This window comes from Pseudomonas sp. Irchel s3h9 (assembly GCF_900187475.1).
GTDB classification, from domain to species: Bacteria; Pseudomonadota; Gammaproteobacteria; order Pseudomonadales; family Pseudomonadaceae; genus Aquipseudomonas; species Aquipseudomonas neuropathica.
This window is the reverse complement of sequence record NZ_FYDH01000001.1, coordinates 618211-636144: the sequence shown is the minus strand read 5'-3', so window position 1 is coordinate 636144 and position 17934 is coordinate 618211. Positions and strand designations below refer to the sequence as shown.

General features: G+C 61.2%; 17 protein-coding genes. 13 read left to right on the top strand and 4 right to left on the bottom strand.

Features of this window, described 5'->3' with window-relative positions; all coding sequences use genetic code 11:
* Positions 1-69 precede the first annotated feature (69 nt).
* Positions 70-837, top strand: a complete 768-nt coding sequence (locus CKW26_RS30435; protein WP_371917956.1) for a methyl-accepting chemotaxis protein — start codon at positions 70-72, stop codon at positions 835-837.
* Positions 838-1101: 264 nt separating this feature from the next.
* On the opposite strand, the gene CKW26_RS02685 is transcribed toward CKW26_RS30435, so the two are convergent.
* Positions 1102-2379: an acetyl-CoA C-acetyltransferase gene (locus CKW26_RS02685; protein ID WP_095047386.1), complete on the bottom strand. Its 1278-nt coding sequence runs from the start codon at positions 2377-2379 to the stop codon at positions 1102-1104.
* 283 nt (positions 2380-2662) lie between these two features.
* Between CKW26_RS02685 and CKW26_RS02680 the strand changes: the two genes are divergently transcribed.
* From CKW26_RS02680 to CKW26_RS02665, 4 genes are all read left to right on the top strand, one after another.
* Positions 2663-4015, top strand: coding sequence for a 3-oxoacyl-ACP reductase (locus tag CKW26_RS02680; protein ID WP_095047385.1), 1353 nt, complete (start codon positions 2663-2665; stop codon positions 4013-4015).
* A gap of 2 nt (positions 4016-4017) precedes the next feature.
* The gene (locus CKW26_RS02675; RefSeq protein ID WP_095047384.1) at positions 4018-4872 is read left to right on the top strand and encodes a MaoC family dehydratase; all 855 of its coding nucleotides are present in this window, start codon (positions 4018-4020) and stop codon (positions 4870-4872) included.
* Positions 4873-5171: 299 nt separating this feature from the next.
* Positions 5172-6710, top strand: a complete 1539-nt coding sequence (locus CKW26_RS02670; RefSeq protein ID WP_095047383.1) for a collagen-like triple helix repeat-containing protein — start codon at positions 5172-5174, stop codon at positions 6708-6710.
* 134 nt (positions 6711-6844) lie between these two features.
* The gene (locus CKW26_RS02665; protein ID WP_095047382.1) at positions 6845-8515 is read left to right on the top strand and encodes a ShlB/FhaC/HecB family hemolysin secretion/activation protein; all 1671 of its coding nucleotides are present in this window, start codon (positions 6845-6847) and stop codon (positions 8513-8515) included.
* A gap of 700 nt (positions 8516-9215) precedes the next feature.
* Here CKW26_RS02665 and CKW26_RS02660 read toward each other — a convergent pair.
* Positions 9216-9623 carry a response regulator gene (locus CKW26_RS02660; RefSeq protein ID WP_095047381.1) on the bottom strand — a complete coding sequence of 136 codons (408 nt, stop codon included), beginning with the start codon at positions 9621-9623 and terminating at the stop codon, positions 9216-9218.
* Between the two features lie 71 nt (positions 9624-9694).
* Complete coding sequence (locus tag CKW26_RS02655; RefSeq protein ID WP_095047415.1) at positions 9695-9901, bottom strand: Flp family type IVb pilin; 207 nt, start codon at positions 9899-9901, stop codon at positions 9695-9697.
* A 338-nt stretch (positions 9902-10239) separates the two neighbouring features.
* Here CKW26_RS02655 and cpaB point away from each other — a divergent pair, with 338 nt between their 5' ends.
* Genes cpaB through CKW26_RS02615 form a run of 8 tightly spaced genes read left to right on the top strand, consistent with a single transcriptional unit; the run spans position 10240 to position 17688 of the window.
* Entirely contained in the window at positions 10240-11181 is a 942-nt protein-coding gene (gene cpaB, locus CKW26_RS02650) for a Flp pilus assembly protein CpaB (RefSeq protein ID WP_095047380.1), read from the top strand.
* A gap of 20 nt (positions 11182-11201) precedes the next feature.
* Positions 11202-12419 carry a type II and III secretion system protein family protein gene (locus tag CKW26_RS02645; RefSeq protein WP_095047379.1) on the top strand — a complete coding sequence of 406 codons (1218 nt, stop codon included), beginning with the start codon at positions 11202-11204 and terminating at the stop codon, positions 12417-12419.
* Positions 12416-13606, top strand: coding sequence for a pilus assembly protein (locus CKW26_RS02640; protein WP_095047378.1), 1191 nt, complete (start codon positions 12416-12418; stop codon positions 13604-13606). Before CKW26_RS02645 ends, CKW26_RS02640 begins: the two co-directional genes overlap by 4 nt.
* Positions 13603-14871 (top strand): CpaF family protein, encoded by a 1269-nt coding sequence (locus CKW26_RS02635; protein WP_093430272.1) that lies wholly within the window; start codon positions 13603-13605, stop codon positions 14869-14871. The genes CKW26_RS02640 and CKW26_RS02635 overlap by 4 nt, the downstream gene beginning before the upstream one ends.
* 18 nt (positions 14872-14889) lie before the next feature.
* Entirely contained in the window at positions 14890-15774 is an 885-nt protein-coding gene (locus tag CKW26_RS02630; protein WP_095047377.1) for a type II secretion system F family protein, read from the top strand.
* A 1-nt stretch (position 15775) separates the two neighbouring features.
* Positions 15776-16660: a type II secretion system F family protein gene (locus CKW26_RS02625; RefSeq protein WP_095047376.1), complete on the top strand. Its 885-nt coding sequence runs from the start codon at positions 15776-15778 to the stop codon at positions 16658-16660.
* A 22-nt stretch (positions 16661-16682) separates the two neighbouring features.
* Positions 16683-17405, top strand: a complete 723-nt coding sequence (locus CKW26_RS02620) for a tetratricopeptide repeat protein (protein WP_095047375.1) — start codon at positions 16683-16685, stop codon at positions 17403-17405.
* A 10-nt stretch (positions 17406-17415) separates the two neighbouring features.
* On the top strand, positions 17416-17688 hold the full coding sequence (locus tag CKW26_RS02615; RefSeq protein WP_095047374.1) for a DUF3613 domain-containing protein: 273 nt from the start codon (positions 17416-17418) through the stop codon (positions 17686-17688).
* A 118-nt stretch (positions 17689-17806) separates the two neighbouring features.
* Here CKW26_RS02615 and CKW26_RS30430 read toward each other — a convergent pair.
* Positions 17807-17934: DUF6124 family protein (locus CKW26_RS30430; protein WP_371917955.1), on the bottom strand; the 128-nt coding region annotated here is incomplete at its 5' end.

The following is a 17934-nucleotide window of genomic DNA, read 5'->3' as shown; positions in this document are numbered from 1 at the left end:
CAGCATATCGGCGGCGCCGCCGGGAAAATCCTCGCGACCTCGCAGAGTTCGACCCGCGTCTCAAGCGACATGGCCGAAGCCGCCGGGCGTCAGCGTGAAGCCGTGGACATGGTCTCGACCGCGTTCCACGAAATGGTCGCCACCGCCAACGAAGTCGCTCGCTCGTGCAGTCAGGCAGCGGATTCGGCCGACAGCGGCCAGCGGCAGGCCCGCCAAGGTCAGCAGCAGATTGATGCGGCGGTAAACAGCGTCGACCAACTAAGCCAGGAGCTGGAGCAATCGGCGCAGTCTATGCAGCAACTGGAGCGTGACAGCAACGATATCCAGTCGATCCTCGGCACCATCCGCTCCATCGCCGAGCAGACCAACCTGCTGGCGCTCAACGCCGCCATCGAAGCAGCGCGAGCCGGTGAGCAGGGCCGTGGTTTTGCCGTGGTCGCCGATGAGGTGCGCGCACTGGCCAAACGCACGGCGGATTCGACGGCAGAAATCGACACTTTGCTCGGCAATCTGGCCAAGCGCACCAGCCAGGTCACGCAGCAGATGCACGCCAGCCTGCAGGTTTCGCAGCAATCGGTGACGCGTATCGGCGAGGCGCGCGAGAGTTTCGGGCAGATCCGCGAGTCGGTGGATGTGATCCGTGACATGAACACGCAGATCGCCACCGCCGCCGAAGAACAACATCAGGTAGCTGAGGACATCAACCGGCACATCAGCCAGATTCACGGGGATGCGCAGTTGGTGGCGGAACTGGCCAACTCGGCGCGCCTGGATTCGCAGAGTCTGGCGGGGTTGTCGAATGAGTTGGATGGGTTGGTCAGACGGTTTCGTACCTGAACCTCAAAAGCCACCCTCATCGGAACGCCGCCCGCCCAGCCCTCTCCCTGAGGGAGAGGGGGCTGACCGAGGTGTCTGGCGTTATGCATCGACCTGAAATACCGCGTCGAATATGGCTTGGCAGAATTCTCCAAATCAGTTCGATTCCGGATTCAGCACGACTCTCTCAGGTCGGTGTAACTCCGAAGCATCCCCCAATCAGTCCCCTCTCCCTTTGGGCGGTCCGACGTTTCGGGAGGGTTAGGGTGAGGGGCTCTTTCAGCGTCAGCGTTCGATGATGGCGGTGACGCCTTGCCCACCCGCCGCGCAAATCGATATCAACCCCCTGCCCTTCCCCGCTGCGTCCAGCAACTTCGCCAGGTTCGCCACGATGCGCCCTCCGGTCGCCGCAAACGGATGCCCGGCCGCCAGCGAACTGCCCTTCACGTTCAGCCGGCTACGATCAATCGAACCCAACGGCGCGTCGAGTCCCAGACGGGTTTTGCAGTATTCGGGATCCTCCCAGGCCTTCAGCGTGCACAGCACTTGCGCCGCGAACGCTTCATGAATTTCGTAGTAGTCAAAATCCTGCAAGGTCAGCCCGTTGCGTGCCAGCACCCGTGGCACGGCATACACCGGCGCCATCAGCAGCCCTTCGGCGCCGTTGACGAAATCCACTGCCGCCGCTTCGCCATCGCGCAGATACGCGAGAATTGGCAAACCCCGTTCCTTCGCCCATTCCTCACTGCCGAGCAATACCACCGACGCGCCATCGGTCAGCGGCGTGGAGTTGCCTGCCGTCAACGTGCCTTTGGCGCTTTTTTCAAAGGCCGGTTTCAGCGTCGCGAGTTTTTCCAGGGTCAGGTCCGGGCGCAGGTTGTTGTCGCGGGTTAGACCAAGGAACGGCGTCATCAGGTCGTTGTGCCAGCCTTCGCTGTAGGACGCGGCGAGTTTGTGATGACTTCCGAGGGTCAGTTGATCCTGCTCTTCACGCGGGATCTGCCAGGTCTGCGCCATCAATTCACAGTGCTCGCCCATCGACAGCCCAGTGCGTGGTTCGCCGATGCGTGGAAAGTCGGGAATCAGATGTTTGGGGCGCAGTTGCAGAAAGGTTTTCAGTTTGTCGCCGGTGGTCTTGGCGCGGTTGGCTTGCAGGAGGATTCTGCGCAGGCCTTCGCTGACACCGATCGGCGCGTCCGAGGTGGTGTCGACGCCGCCGGCGATGCCGCTCTCGATCTGGCCGAGGGCGATCTTGTTCGCCACCAGAATCGCCGCTTCCAGACCGGTGCCGCAGGCTTGCTGAATGTCATAGGCGGGCGTGGCGGGTGACAGACGTGAGCCGAGCACGCATTCACGGGTCAGACTCATATCTCGTGACAATTTCAGCACCGCGCCCGCCACCACTTCACCGATGCGCTGGCCATGCAGGTTGTAGCGTTCGATCAGGCCCTCAAGGGCGGCGGTGAGCATCGCCTGATTGCTGGCCGTAGCGTACGGCCCGTTGGAACGGGCGAAAGGGATACGGTTACCGCCAATGATCGCGACGCGGCGCAGCTGACTCATGAATAACTCCTTTTCCGAAGGTTTGAATTCACGCCAATCCCCTGTAGGAGTGAGCCTGCTCGCGATAGCGGTGGGTCAGATAAACATTTCTTGACTGATACACCGCTATCGCGAGCAGGCTCACTCCTACAGGGGTCAGCTGTGTTTCTGAATGTGGGTTCGGCAACACAAACGCCGGGGGCAAACTACTCTGCTGTTCTAGCGTAGGCCTTATTGCGTGGATCGAACGATTGATTGCCATCGGTAGTCCACACTTTGAACCCCAACTTCTGGAGAGCGTTCCATGTCTGACCGCTATATCGACTTCGCCAACTCGTCCATCGGCCATCGCCTGGTCGGGGCGCTGGGCCTGCCGTCGCCGGTGCGGCTGGAACGCTGGCAGGCCGGGCGCCTGCGGCCGGTGGAAGGGGCTCTGCTGATCGGCGGCGGGCCGCTGGCGGAGCGCGTCAGTGCCTTCGCCAACCGTTTGACCGACGGCATCTACCGTTACGGCGAACAACCGGCAACCGCCACCGAATGGATTCCCGGCCACGGCCCGAAACTCAAAGCCGTGGTGTTCGACGCCAGCGAACTGCTGCACACCGACCAGCTCAAGCAACTGCGCGAATTCTTCCAGCCGTTGATGAAGAATCTAGAGCATAGCGCCCATCTGGTGATTCTTGGTCGTGCGCCGGAAACCCTCAGTGATCCGTTTGCTGCCAGTGCGCAACGAGCGCTGGAAGGGTTTTCCCGTTCGCTGGCCAAGGAGCTGCGCAGCGGCGGCACGCTGCAACTGATCTACGTCGGTGAGGGCGCCGAAGATCAACTGGAAGGCCCGCTGCGGTTTTTCCTCTCGCCGAAAAGTGCGTTCGTGTCCGGCCAGGTGATCCGCCTGACGGCTTGTGCGACGCCAGTGACTGACTGGACACGGCCGCTGGCCGGACGCAAGGCGCTGGTCACTGGTGCGGCTCGCGGTATCGGCGCATCGATTGCCGAGACCCTGGCGCGCGACGGCGCCGAGGTGATCCTGCTCGACGTGCCGCCGGCGAAGACCGATCTGGAAGCCCTCGCCGCCCGCCTCGGCGGCCGCGCGATTACCCTGGATATCTGCGCCGCCGACGCCGCCACGCAACTGATCGGACAACTGCCTGACGGCCTCGATATTCTGGTGCACAACGCCGGCATCACCCGCGACAAAACCTTGGCCAATATGACCCCGGAATTTTGGGATGCAGTGCTGGCGGTCAACCTCAACGCGCCGCAAGTGCTGACCCAGGCACTGCTCGACAGCGGCACGCTGCACGACAACGCGCGGGTGATTCTGCTGGCCTCGATCAGCGGCATTGCCGGCAATCGCGGGCAAACCAACTACGCCGCGAGCAAGGCCGGGCTGATTGGTCTTGCGCAGGCCTGGGCACCGACACTGCTGGAACGCGGCATCAGCATCAACGCCGTTGCGCCCGGTTTTATCGAAACGCAAATGACTGCACACATTCCGTTTGGCCTGCGTGAGGCGGGCCGGCGCATGAGTTCGCTCGGTCAGGGCGGTTTACCGCAAGACGTCGCCGAAGCCGTCGCGTGGCTGGCGCAACCGGGCACCGGCGCATTCACCGGGCAGGCACTGCGCGTCTGTGGACAAAGCGTTCTGGGGGCTTAGGCATGAGCATGGAATGGCATACGCTGGATCGCGAACCGAGTCTGCCCGGGCTCTACGCACGGGCGGCGACGCGACGCAAAATCACCGGCACCCAATTACCCGACAGCGGCTTGCGCTGTTGGGTCGATGTCGATGGCCAACGCCTGGCGGGCTATCGCAAGGTCTGCGGATTCGTCGATGACGGTCTATTGCCGCCGACGTATCCGCACATCCTCGCCTTTGCATTGCAGATGCAATTGCTCACCGCCAAAGCATTTCCGTTCCCGCTGTTGGGGCTGATTCATCTGAGCAACCGCATTCGCGTGTTGCGCCCGATGGGCGGGATCGGTCGGGCGCAGGTCAGCGTGCGCGTGACGAATCTGCAAGCGCATCCCAAAGGTGCGACGTTCGATCTGCTGACCACCCTGGATGATCAGCTCGGGCCGTTGTGGGAAGCGGAAAGCCAGATGCTCTGTCGCGGTGTGAAACTTGAGGGCGAGCCGGCCGAGCAGACCTGGGAGCCGTCGCAATCGCTGGTGGAGGTGGCGCGCTGGAAAGCCCCGGTCGATATCGGTCGGCAATACGCCAAAGTGTCCGGCGACTACAACCCGATTCACCTGAGTGCGGCCAGTGCCAGGCTGTTTGGCTTTCCAACAGCGATCGCCCATGGTTTGTGGAACAAGGCGCGAACACTCGCGGCGCTGGGCGATCATTTGCCCAAGGCCAACCTTGAGATCGCCGTGCACTTTCGTAAACCGGTGCGCCTGCCCAGTGAGGTGACCTTGCTGGCGAGTGCGGCGGGGTCCAGTGGTGAGTTGCGGCTGATCGGTGCACAAGACCTCGAACACATGGTCGGGCAGTGGCAACCCATTGCCTGAGCTCGCGGCACACCATTAATTGTGTGTATATAACTTAAGTTTTCGCCGTCCTTCCCCCTTCCACTGAAAAAACCAGGGCCTTGATTATCAAGGCCTTTTTTTGTCCGGCTATATCCTGGGTATTAGTCCTTAGGCGCTGAACTTCACCTTATATATAAAGGCGTTAATACCAACTTGAGAATGGCCTGAAACCTGCCCCTGGACTGAGATTGAGCACAACGGGCGAAGGCATCACCGACAACAGATCGGCGAGCCATCGAAGACAACGAACGTTGTGACAGGTGCAAGGAATCTCGATCATGAAAACTCAAAACGTGTGGTGCAAATCGGCAATCGCTCTGGCATTGATTCTCTCCCTTGGCGTCACCGGGTGCAGCAGCGGTGGTGGCGGTCATAAAAGCAGTTCCGGCAGTTCTTCGGCGGATGGTACGGCGGGTACTGGTGGCACATCGGGTACTGGTGGCACGGGTGGCAGCGGTGATACCGCAGGCACTGGCGGAACCGGTGGCACGGGTGGTACAGGCGGCACTGGTGGCACCGATCCGACTAATCCAACCAACCCGACAGACCCCACTAACCCGACCAACCCAACCACCACACCGTTGGTGACCACCACGCTGGTGCAGGATGTCGGTAATACCGTCGCTGGCGTCGGCGATGGCGTTGGCCAGATCGGCGACTCGCTCAGCACCGTGCCTGTGGTCGGTGGCGTGGTGCAGAGTGCGGCCAACACCGCAGGCAATGTTGTCAGCACCTTGGGTGATGGCGTCGCCAATGGCGTAGGCAAACTGGCCACCGACCCTAATGGCCTGACCACCACCGTTGCTTCGGTTGGCGGTGTAGTGACGGATGTTGGCAACGGCGTCTCCGACCTCAGCGCCAAGCTGTCCACTGCCACCACCAGCGTGCCAGTGGTGGGCGGTGTAGTCACCAGAGTCGCGCCGTTGGTTGATGGGGTCGGCGAGAAAGTCACCATGCTCGGTAATACCCTCGACACCACGCTGACCAGCGGCCCGACCAGTCAACTGACAAACAAACTCGGCAGTAGCCTGGTGCCAGTGATCGCGATGGTTGAAAGCACCACTGACAAAGTCGGCGATGCGACCGGTCTGGGCGATCCGCTCAAAGGCGTGGTTGCGCAAGTCGGTGGCGCGGTGAACACACTGGGCGGCAATGTTACCGATGCGGGTAACGGCAACGCCTTGACCAACACACTCGGCGGCGCGTTGAGCGATACCGGCACCGCAGTCGCCAAGGCCGGTGGTCTGGTGTCCAACGGCACTGGTTCGGGTACTGGTGGAGTGGGCGGTGGCCTCGGTGGTACTGGCCTGCTGCAAACCGTTGGCGGCGCGGTGGTCAATGTCGGCTCAGGTCTGGCGGCAGGCAACGGCACTCTCGCAGCGCCTGGCAACGTCCTCGCAGCGGCCGGCAACACAGTGGCTTCGCTCAACACCGTACTCGGCGGTTCGGGCACCCCGATCACCGCAACCACCTCACCTCTGGCCACGGTTGGCGGAACCTTGGGGGCAGGCCTGAACCCGGTTACCAGTGCGGTTACCAACGTGACCCAACAAGTCGGCGCCGCTACCGGTATCGGCTCACCTGTTGCAGGTCTCACCGGCCAGGTGGGCGGCGCGGTCAGCAGTATCGGCGGCAGCATTGCCGCGACCAACAACCCGGTCACCACCGCAGTCGGTGGTCTGGTCAGCAACGTTGGCGGCACCGTCGCCGCCGTCGGTGGCCTGGTCAACGGCGGTACCAGCGGGGGTACCACCAGTGGCGGTCTGGGCGGTGTACTCGGTGGTCTGACTGGCACTCTGGGAGGCAACACACGCTAAATTGCACCTGGCCGATTCGACGGCCTCACCTACAGCGCCTACGCTTGGTTGAGGGCGGAAGATTCCCACGAGTCTTCCGCCTTTTTTCTTAGGAAAATTCAGCCCAGTGCCGTGATCTGACCATGGAGTGTCCTATGCGCGTAATGGCATCCCTGCTGTTCCTCAGTCTCAGTTCCGCCGCCCTCGCCGACACCCTGCCCAGCTTTCTCAACAGCAACGAAACCATCCGCAATCTGCCGGTGCCGAACCTGCCGGCCGATGCCTATCGCCCAAGCGCCACGCCCGTGCAGGTGCCGGACGCCGGTGCCGCCGCTGCGCAACCGCTGTTGATGGACACCAAGATCAAACTGCAAACCGTGCAGATCGAAGGCGGCACCCTCTACCCGCTCAACGAACTCGCCGAAATCTATAAGCCCCTGATCGGCCGGCAAGCCACGCTCGCCGAGCTGATCGAAGCCACGCGCAACATCACCCGACGCTATCAGCAGGACGGTTACCTGCTGTCCTACGCGTTCTTGCCGCAGCAAAATTTCAATGACGGCGTAGCGCGCGTGGTGCTGGTGGAAGGCTACGTCCGCGATATCCAGATCCAGGGCGATGTCGGCCGGGTCAAAGCCCTGCTCGACAAACTGGCGGCGAAGATTCAGACCGAGCGGCCGCTGACCCGCAAGACGTTCGAGCGCTACACCACGCTGATGACGCGCATTCCCGGGGTGACGATCCAGGCCCAGGTGCCACCGCCCGGCACCACCGACGGCGCCACAACACTGGTGGCCCAGGCCAGTCGCAAACCCTTCACCAGTACGCTGAGCACCACCGAAGACAACCGCAACGGCACCCAGGCCCTGCTCGGTGTCAGCAGCAATTCGCAGACCGCGATGGGCGAGCAACTGACCCTCAGCGGCCTGTTCCCACCGGGTGACGATCACGAACATTACTACCGGCTCGACTACAACCAGTTCATCAATGACGAGGGCGCACAACTGGCGCTGTCGGCTTCACGCTACCGTGCTGACCCCGGCACCAATGTCCTGCTCGACAATGGCCTGCAACTCAAACCGCACCGCGAAAACGACCGCTACTCGATCGGTTTCACCTTGCCACTGATTGCCGCCTCCAACGAACTGCTAACGGCCGGTTCAAGGCTTTACGCGGTCAACGACAAGACCCGCTACAAGGTGATCGGCTTCCCGCTGAGTGTCGAAGAACGCACCGACATCCGCGCCCTCGCCTTCGAGAGCGACTGGCGCAAGGCCGATGCCCGCCAACTGCGAATCCTCAGTGGCGGTGTGTACCAAGGCGTCGACAGCATGGGCGCGAAAACCAACAACAACGCCATCGACCTCGACTTCTTTCGCCTGCGCCTGTCTGGCGTGCAGAGCGACAAGTTCCTCGACAACTGGCAAGGCGTGCTGTCTGCCGCACTGTACTGGAGCGACGACACCCTGCCCGACAGCGAGCGCGCGGTGTTCGGCGGGCAGAACTTCGGTCGTGGTTATCCCGACGATCAAGCCTCCGGCGACAAGGGCTGGGGCGTGGCGTACGAGGTCAACTACAGCTTCAACCGCGACGGCAACTGGGTGCGCATCCTGCAACCGTACTTCGTCCTTGATCGCTCACGCAGCTGGTTCAACGAATTGCCGGTAAAGGCCAACAACCTGTCATCGGCGGCGATCGGGCTACGGTTTGGCGATGCCAAGTACTACAACATTGCGCTGGAAGCGGCGAAGGCGATGTCGGATGAAGCGCTGGACACGTTCAATCGCCGGACGCGGTACAGCATCAGTTTCAGTTATCAGTTGTAAGCCGAAACACCCAAGAGGCTTCTGCAGCGGCGGGTGGAGTGTACAAACGGCAGAACTGGGTCGGATTGCAGGCCGCCATCGCGAGCAGGCTCACTCCTACAGTTGAATTGGGTGCATACAGAGAGAGATTGATCGCTGTCAGGCCGCCATCGCGAGCAGGCTCATTCCTACAGTTGGATTGAGTGCATTCAGTTAGAAATTGGCCGGCTGTCAGGCCGCTTTCGCAGGAACGCCGTCCGCAGCAAACTCGCCCCCACAGAAAAGCCAAAGCAAAACAGCGCACACCGCGCACACCGCGCACCGCGCACCGCGCATCGCTACCGCTCCTCACCACTCAACAGGATGAGCGTTAGCTCGGCTGCAGCTCTTGATCTTGATTCACCGGCCGCGTCGGCAGGCTGAGTGGAGGGATTGATCCGGGGGTGGGAGCGCAGCGACCGTTTGGCGAAGCCAAACACAGCGAGAGGAGGTGCAGCGAAGCAAACCGTAGGCGCTGCCCCCGGATCGATCCCGGAGCGAAGGAACCCCGAGCCTCAGCGAGTGGGCCGAACGTTGCGGCAAGCCTTTTTGGGTACTTTTTCGGCGTCTGGAAAAAGTGCCTCGCCGTAAGGGCGAAACCGCCAGCTGCAACACCCAAAAAAACGGATATTCACCCAAAACACCCAAAGCACGGTCGGCCCAGAGGCCGCCGAGCTCAACCTCAGCCAACCTGAACCTTAGGCTTGGGAAACAAATTATCCAAAGTCTCCAACAACCTGACGTAATAAATCGGCTTGCGAAACAGATCCACCACCTGCAACCGCAACAAATCACTGACGTCTTCCATATCCGCATGCCCCGACATCACAATCACCGGCAAATGCTGCCGAGAAGTATGCTCACGCAACCGCTTGATCAAAGACATCCCGGACTCCTCCGGCATACGCAAATCAGTAATCACCAGCGCGATATCGGGATGGCGAGTCAGATGATGCAACGCCAGCTTCACCGACGTCGCCGCATGACAGACAAACCCCTCACCCTCCAGCAACTCCGCCAGTTCCAGCAACGCGTCCTCTTCATCGTCAACCAAAAGCAACTGTTGGCGGTGCGGCGAAGACGCGTTCATAGGCAATACCTGAAAGCTGAATGGAAAATCCATTGTAGTGCGATATCAGCCAGGTGCAGCGTTCCCATGACTCAAGGCGTCGGCCGTGTCACAGCCGTACCATCAAGAGACGTCAAAATATTATTGAAGATCGCCAGCACCCTATCGCCAAGAGGGGTTACGAATGCCACAACCACGACAGCGACCATCGCCACCACAATGGCGTACTCGATCGCCGAAGCCCCTTCTTCATTCTTGATGAACACCCGGGCTCTGGACATTAGATAGTCGAAAGTCATGCGAAACATAGGACTGCTCCTTTGCGCCTCTGGCGCTGATGTCACTACAACGGCAAAGACCCACCGTGCCATTTGAGCATTGTCAAGAAACCCCCACCCAACAACTGTAAGAACGGATTAACCGGAAAGTATTAATCCAATCGTGTTTTTGCCATCGGCTGCTGTTAATTGGCCAAGACTCATACTTTCGTGAGTTATTTTCCTGTCAGTAATGGCGTTTTGGCTTGGATCAGCTAGCGTGGAAATAGCGAAATAGTTGCATGTTCATAGCTGCCGGATTGGGAACTTCTCTCGTTAGCAATAGCAGTGGGTAGTGCAGCAGGAAAGGGAGAGCCGTCATGAACAGTCGCGTCACCATGGGCCTTGCAGCCATCCTGTTATTGGGAGCCATTTTTGTCGGTTACTGGGGACTGGTACTCAGTCGTCAACCAGCGCCCGTCGCCGTCGCCCCCGTCGCCCCAACTGTCACTGTTGAAAAAACTGTCGCGATCGCCGAAGACCAGACCCGCCAACCCGTGGTGGTGCTGCTGCACGACGTGCCACCCTTCACTGCGCTGACCGCCGCCGATGTAGCGGTGGAAAAACTGCGCAGTGCACCGGCAGGCAGCTTGAGCAGTATCGATCAGGCCGTCGGTCGCACACCCTGGCGGCACCTCAGCGCCGGCACCTGGCTGAACGATGAAAGCTTCACCGCCGGCGGTTCACTGGCACGCATGATTCACAGTGACGAACGCGCGCTCACCGTGGCTGTTGACGAAGTGATCGGTGCCGCCGGGCAACTGATTCCCGGCGATTACGTCGATGTCTTGCTCTACTTGCGCCAGGATTCCAGCAACCTCGAACAGTCGGCGCAGATCGTTTTGCCGGCCATGCGCGTGCTTGGCGTGGGTGACCAGTACGGCCTGACCAACGACGGTCAACCGGCCTCGCCGGCCCTGAGTGCAGACGAAAAACTCAAACAGGATCAACGCCGCGTTGCCGCGCGCACCGTGGTGCTGGCGGTGCCGGAACAACTGCTCAGTCGCCTGATGCTCGCCACCCAGGCCGGCACCTTGCGCCTGGCCGTACGCAGCAGTGAAGAACAACGCCTGGCCAAATACTGGGCCGGCGAAAAACAGTCCACGGCCCATCTCGACACCGCCAACCGACAACTCTTCCAGTTCACCCAACTGGCCATGGGCACCGCACCGAAAGCACCGTCCAGCGGTGGTGCCGGTGGTGCCGCACGGCCTGCCGTGGAAATTATTCGCGGCAACCAGATCACCCAACAAAACCCATGACTGCGCAAGGATCCAAGGGCATGCAGAGTCGTTTCAGGCCGACATTCAAACCTATGCTGCGCGCCTTGTTATTGATGGGACTGTCGATGGACGCTGCGTTCGCGGCAGTCGGCAATTGTTCGGCACTGGGGCGCATGCCGCCAGTGATCGAAATCGGCGAAGGGTTTCAGCAGGACGTGCAGTCCCCCGTGGCGATCACGCGTCTGGCCATCGGCGACCCGAAAATCGCCGACGTACATGCCAATGGCAGTTCGTCCTTTCTGCTCACCGGCGTTGCGCCCGGTGCCACCAGCCTGATGGTCTGGACGTCGTGTTCAAGCGAACCGCGCCAAAGCATGGTCTTTGTTCAGGGCGCCGCCACTGCCGCCATGACCGGCTCCCTACCCTCGGATGACCCGAGCCTGCCGTCGCAAGTGCAGACCGACATTCGTTTCGTCGAAGTCAGCCGCACCAAACTCAAGGAAGCAACCGCCTCGCTGATCGGCACGCGCGGCAACTTTCTGTTCGGTTCGCCCGGCACCTTGCCGCCGATTGACGGGGTGCCGCAGCCCCGCCTGCCAGTGGACAACTCACTGTTCAACTTCTCGTGGGTCGGCGGCAAGACCATGGCGATCATCAATGCGTTGGAAACCAGCGGCTTCGCCTATACCCTCGCGCGGCCAAGTCTGGTGGCGTTGAACGGGCAGAGCGCAAGCTTTCTGGCCGGCGGTGAAATTCCGATTCCGGTGCCCAGCTCCGGCAGCGACAGCGTGTCGATCGAGTACAAGGAATTCGGCATCCGCCTGACCCTCACGCCCACCATCATCGGTCGCGACCGCATCGCGTTGAAGGTCGCCCCGGAAGTCAGCGAACTGGACTTCAGTAACGCCGTACAGATCGCCGGCACCACTGTGCCGGCGCTGACTATCCGCCGCACCGACACCAGCGTGTCGCTTGGCGACGGCGAGAGTTTCGTCATCAGTGGCTTGATCAGCACCACCAACAGCTCGCAAGTGAACAAGTTTCCCGGCCTCGGTGACATCCCGGTGCTCGGCGCTTTTTTCAAAGGCTCGCAGATCAAGCGCGAAGAGCGCGAACTGTTGATGATCGTGACGCCGCATCTGGTGCAGCCATTGGCCGCCGATGCCCAGTTGCCGTCGTTACCCGGGGAAAAACTGCGCAATTACGACCCGAATTTCTACCGCATGTTTTTTCTTGAGAACGGCAATTTCGACAAGCGCAGCGGGTTATCGCAATGAGCCAGAACCTGAGCCAGACCTTTCTCGCCATCACCCGCAACAGCACCGATCTGGAGTGGCTGCAGAGCGCACTCGCGCCGCTCGGTCAGGTAGTCAGCGCCGGCGGCGGCAGCCTCGACGAACTGCTGGCGCTGGTGGATGTCACCTTTGCCAGCCTGGTGTTCGTCGGCCTGGATCGCGAGCACGTGGTCGCCCAGAGCGCGTTGATCGAAGGCGCGCTGGAGGCCAAACCGATGCTGGCGATCGTGGCCCTCGGCGACGGCATGGACAATCAGCTGGTGCTCAATGCCATGCGTGCCGGGGCCCGGGATTTTGTCGCCTACGGTTCGCGCTCCAGTGAAGTCGCCGGGCTGGTGCGGCGCTTGAGCAAACGCCTGCCGCCCGTAGCGCCGAATACGCAACTCGGCGGCCTTACGGTCATGTATGGCGTGCAGAGCAGTTCCGATGGAGCACTGTTGGCCAACCATATGGCCCTGGTGGTGCAAAAGAGCGGTCAGCAAACCTTGCTGCTCGATCTCGGTCTGCCGCGCGGTGACAGCCTCGCCCTGCTCGGGCTGGAAAGTTCGTTTCACTTTGGCGATGCCCTGCGTCACTTGCGCCGGCTCGACGCCACACTGATCGACAGCGCCTTCACCAGCGCCGAAGCCGGCCTGCGCATTCTCGCCTACGCCAGCAACGATGAGCCGTTGGAAAACACCAGCGCCGCCGAGCTGTACATGTTGCTCAGCGCCCTGCGCCAGCACTTCCAGCACATCGTCGTGAACCTCACCGGGCAGACCGACAGCGAGGCGTTGCGCACCTTTGTCAGCCATTGCGACAAGTTGCTATGGTACACCGACCAGAACGTGCTCAACTGCCGGCGCAACCTCGCCGTGCTCAATCTGTGGCGAGAAAAAGGCATGAAGCTCGACCACGGGCGGCTGCTGATCGACCGTTACTTGAGCAACGTTGCGCCCAATTCGGAAACCCTCGGCAAGACCTTCAATCTGGAAGTGATCGCCACGCTGGCCCTCACTCCAGAAGTGCGCCTGAACGCAAAAAACCAGGGCGTCAGCCTGTTCGAACTGGCCCCGCGCGAAAAACTCACCCAGAGCCTGCGTGCGCTCGGTGAACGTCTGGCCAAACGTTCCGAGGGTCTGGCCAAGCCCAAAGTCACCTGGTTCGACCGCTTGCGAGGCACCTCATGAGCGCAGAAAAACTCTTCGGCGCTGCGCCCCGCAGCAGCGGCGGCAACAGCGATCACGAAGGCCTGAAACTGGTCCTGCATCGCTACATCATCGACGCCCTCGAAGAGTCGGGCAAAAACTTGCTGGAAGGTTCACGCCAACAACTCGCACAGTTCGTCACCGACAAAGTCGCCGAGTACATCGCCCGTTTGCACCTGGCGATTTCCCGCTACGAGATGGAGCGGCTAGCCGAAGAGATCGTCGACGAACTCACCGGTTTCGGTCCGCTGGAGGTGTTGCTGCGCGATCACTCGGTGACGGAGATTCTGGTCAACGGCCCGCACCGGGTATTCATCGAACGCGACGGTGTGCTGCACCAGAGTGACCTGCGGTTTATCGATGCCCATCACGTCGAACGCGTGATGCAACGCATCCTTGCACCACTCGGACGACGCCTCGACGAGTCCTCACCGATGGTCGACGCACGCCTGCCCGATGGCAGTCGGGTCAATGCGATCATTCCGCCGATTGCCCTCGACGGCCCCTGCCTGTCGATTCGCAAATTCCGCAAGGACATGCTTAAAAGCAGCGACCTGATCGCCATGCAAACCGTCGACCTGTCGATCTTCGAGTTTTTCCAGGATGCCGTCGGCAAGCGCTGCAACATCCTGATCAGCGGCGGCACCGGCACCGGCAAGACCACGCTGCTGAACATTCTCAGCCAGTTGATCAACCCGCACGAACGTCTGGTGACCATCGAAGACGTCGCCGAATTGCAGCTCGGCCACCCCCACGTGGTGCGCCTGGAAACCCGTCCGCCGAATGCCGAAGGCCACGGTGAAGTGAAGGCCAGCGACCTGATCCGCAATGCCCTGCGGATGCGCCCCGACCGGATCATCCTCGGCGAGATTCGTGGCGTCGAAGTGGTCGATGTACTCACGGCGATGAACACCGGTCACGACGGCTCGATGAGCACCGTGCACGCCAACAACGCCCAGGATGCGCTGCTGCGCCTGGAAACGCTGGTCGGTCTGACGGGCCGTTCCATCGCCGAACGCACCCTGCGCCAGATGATCTGCGCGGCCCTCGACGTGATCATCCAGTTGACGCGCATGCCTGACGGGCGCCGTTGCGTCAGCGAGGTCGTGGAAGTGGTCGGCATTCGCGAAGACGTCTACGTCACCAACACGCTGTTCCGCCTCGACCGCCGCAGCGGTTTCGGTTTTTTGCGCGAAGCCGTCAATCCGGCCGGCGACAAGCTGCGCCACGAGACACATCTGGGCTGACGGCAAGGAGCATCGAGCATGCTGGGACCGATCATTCTCATCGTTATCTGCCTGACGCTGCTGGGGCTGTCGATCCGCCTGTTCCTGCAAGGTCTGCGCAAGACTGCAACGGAAAAAGTCCTCAATCGACTGGCCGCCGGGCAACCGCAACTGGCTGCCGAAAAACCTGTGTGGGTCGGACTGGAACGGATGTTTCTGCGTGCCGGACTGGGCCGCCCGACCGAGCGTTTCGGCCTGTGGCTGAGTCTGTGGGCGCTGGCGATGGCCCTGGGTTATTTTCTCGCCGACTGGGTCGGCCTGCTGCTAATGATCTTCGTACCGCCGCTCGCGCTGCGGCTGTACATCGCCGTGCTCTACCAGCGCCGGATCAAACGCATGATCGAGCAACTGCCGCAGTTGCTTGATCACACCGTGCGTAGCCTGAAGTCCGGGCGCACCCTGAGTGACGCGGTCATGGGCGGCATTGAGGCCAGCGAAGATCCGTTGAAAACAGCCATGGGTCGGGTCCAGCGCAACGTGCAATTGGGCGTGAATTTGCCGGATGCCGTCAGCGACTTTGCCGAACTGTATGAACAGGATGAACTGCGCATGTTCGCCCTCGGCCTGAAGGTCAATCATCGCTACGGCGGCAATGCCAGTGAACTGCTGGAGAACCTGATCAAACTGATCCGCGAACGCGACCAGGGTGCGCGGCAACTGCGCGCCCTCACCGGCGAAACGCGCATGACCGCGTGGGTGCTCGGCTCGTTGCCGTTGCTGCTGGTGAGTTACTTCATGCTGACCAATCCCGGCTACATGCTCGGGATGTGGAACGACGCGAGCGGGCAGCAAATGCTGATCAGCGCTGCCGTGTTGCAAGTGTTCGGCAGCCTGGCGCTGTGGCGCATGTTGAGGAGCGTCTGACATGGTCTGGCTCGCGGCACTGATGTTGCTGCTCGGCGCCTTGATGCTGGTGATCAATCACCTGCTGATGGAGCGGCGCCGGGTGCGTCAGATCAATCAGCGCCTGCAAGGACAACTGGTGCGCGAGAATCGCTTCGGCAACTGGTTGCGCGCACTGGGCAGCAGCAAATTCGGCCAGCGTTCGGTGAGCATCGACAGCGAAACCCAAACCCTGCTCAACCACATCGGCTGGCGCCGGGCCAATGAACGCGCGCTTTTTGCGGCCTGCCAGATCGGCACGCCGCTGCTAACGTTGGGTTTGGCAATTTTTCTGCAAGAGGTGTTTTTCCCCCAGGCTGACAACCGCTGGATCGTGCCGATGCTCGCTACCGGCGGCGGTTATCTGCTGCCTAAACGCTTGCTGGCCTACGCGGCGGCACGCCGGCAGCAAACCATCGCCGTGGAGGTGTCGACGTTCATTCCGCTGCTGCGCATCCTTTTCGAATCCGGCATGGCCGTCGAACAAGCCCTGCGGGTACTCAGCATTGAAGCGCAAAAACTGCTGCCGGAACTGACCAGCGAACTGCGCCTGATTCTGGCCCGTGTCGACAGCGGCCTGGAACTTGGCCAGGAGTTGAACAAAGCCGCGGTGATGCTCGCCGTGGACGAATTCAGCGACACCTGCGTGATCCTGCAGCAACTGATTCAACAGGGCGGCGGCGCGATGAAATCGCTGCTGGCGCTCAAGCAACTGCTCGATGACCGACGCCTGACCCGCCTGCAGGAATACATCTCGAAAATGTCGGCGAAGATGTCTGTAGTGATGATGCTGTTTCTGTTTCCGGCACTGCTGATCGTCCTCGCCGGCCCCGGCTTCACTGCGATTGCCCGGGCGTTCGCAAACTGACCTTGCTCATGGAGAGCGTTTGATGAAAGTACTGATAGTCATGGCAAGTCTGTTGCTGCTCGGCGGTTGCGCCACCGACGGCCAGGCACCCTGGACAGCACTGCTGTCACCGAGCAGTTGCAGCAAAATGACTCAGGAGCAGGAACTGGCCCTGAACCTCGCCGACAACCTGGCCAACGACGGCAAGTTGCACGCCAGCCTGGCCAACCTGCAAAGCCTGCCGGACAACATCAGCGAAGTGCGCCTGCGCAAAGCCAAGGTCTATCGTCTGCTCGGCCGTAGCGAAGCCGAGCCGCTGTACCGCGGCCTGCTCGGCGGCTGCCTGACCGCCGAAGCCGAACACGGCCTCGGTCAGCTCTACGCTGCTCGCGGCGACAACGGCCAGGCCCAGGCCCACCTGCAACGCGCCGCCCGCCTGGCCCCCACCGACGAAAAAATCCGCAACGACCTGGGCGTGGTCTATCTCAATCAACTGCGCCTCAACGATGCGCGCTTCGAGTTCCTCACCGCCATCGAACTCAAGCAGAACAATCAATTGGCGACACTGAACATGGTCACCCTGCTGCTGTACCAGAACGACTGGCCGCAAGCCGCCGAAATCGTCAGCCGCGCGAAACTGACCCCGCAACAATTCACCGAAGCCCAGCAACGCGCAGAAAAACTCAAAGCCCCGGTCAAGGCCAAACCCGCCACCAGCAATCAAGTGGCCGCCGTCGCTGACCCGTTGCCGCCATCGCTCAAATAAGGAGACAGCCATGCATCCCTTCAAAGGCCTGTGCTACCTGACCCTGCTCAGCCTGCCCCTCAGCGCCACCGCCATCGACGCCGGCCCCGCCTCGGCGCAACAACAGGAAACCGAAGGCTGGCTGGTCCTGCAAAGCCGTAACAAAGCCGCCTCGCCAAAACCCCAAACGGCGACCGCGACCGAACGTGATCTGGCGATGCAGCGCTGGTTGAAGAAGTACAAATACGAGATTCCGGATTTTTATGATCCGGATGCGGGTGGGAAGATCGAGAGCAAGAATTAGTGAGGCGGTGACCTTGCGAGCGCTTTCGCGAGCAGGCTCGCTTCCACAGGTGGATTGCATTTCCAAATGTGGGAGCCAGCCTGCTGGCGATGAACGATGACGCAGTGTGCCTGCCGGATCAGGTCTGCGGATCCACCCGATCCAGTGCCCGGTTTACCGCCAGCTCGGCCAGCATGATGATCTGCTGAATCGCCAGCGCGGTATTGCGTTCCGGGCGGCCCAACTGATCGGCAAAGTTACCGGCCA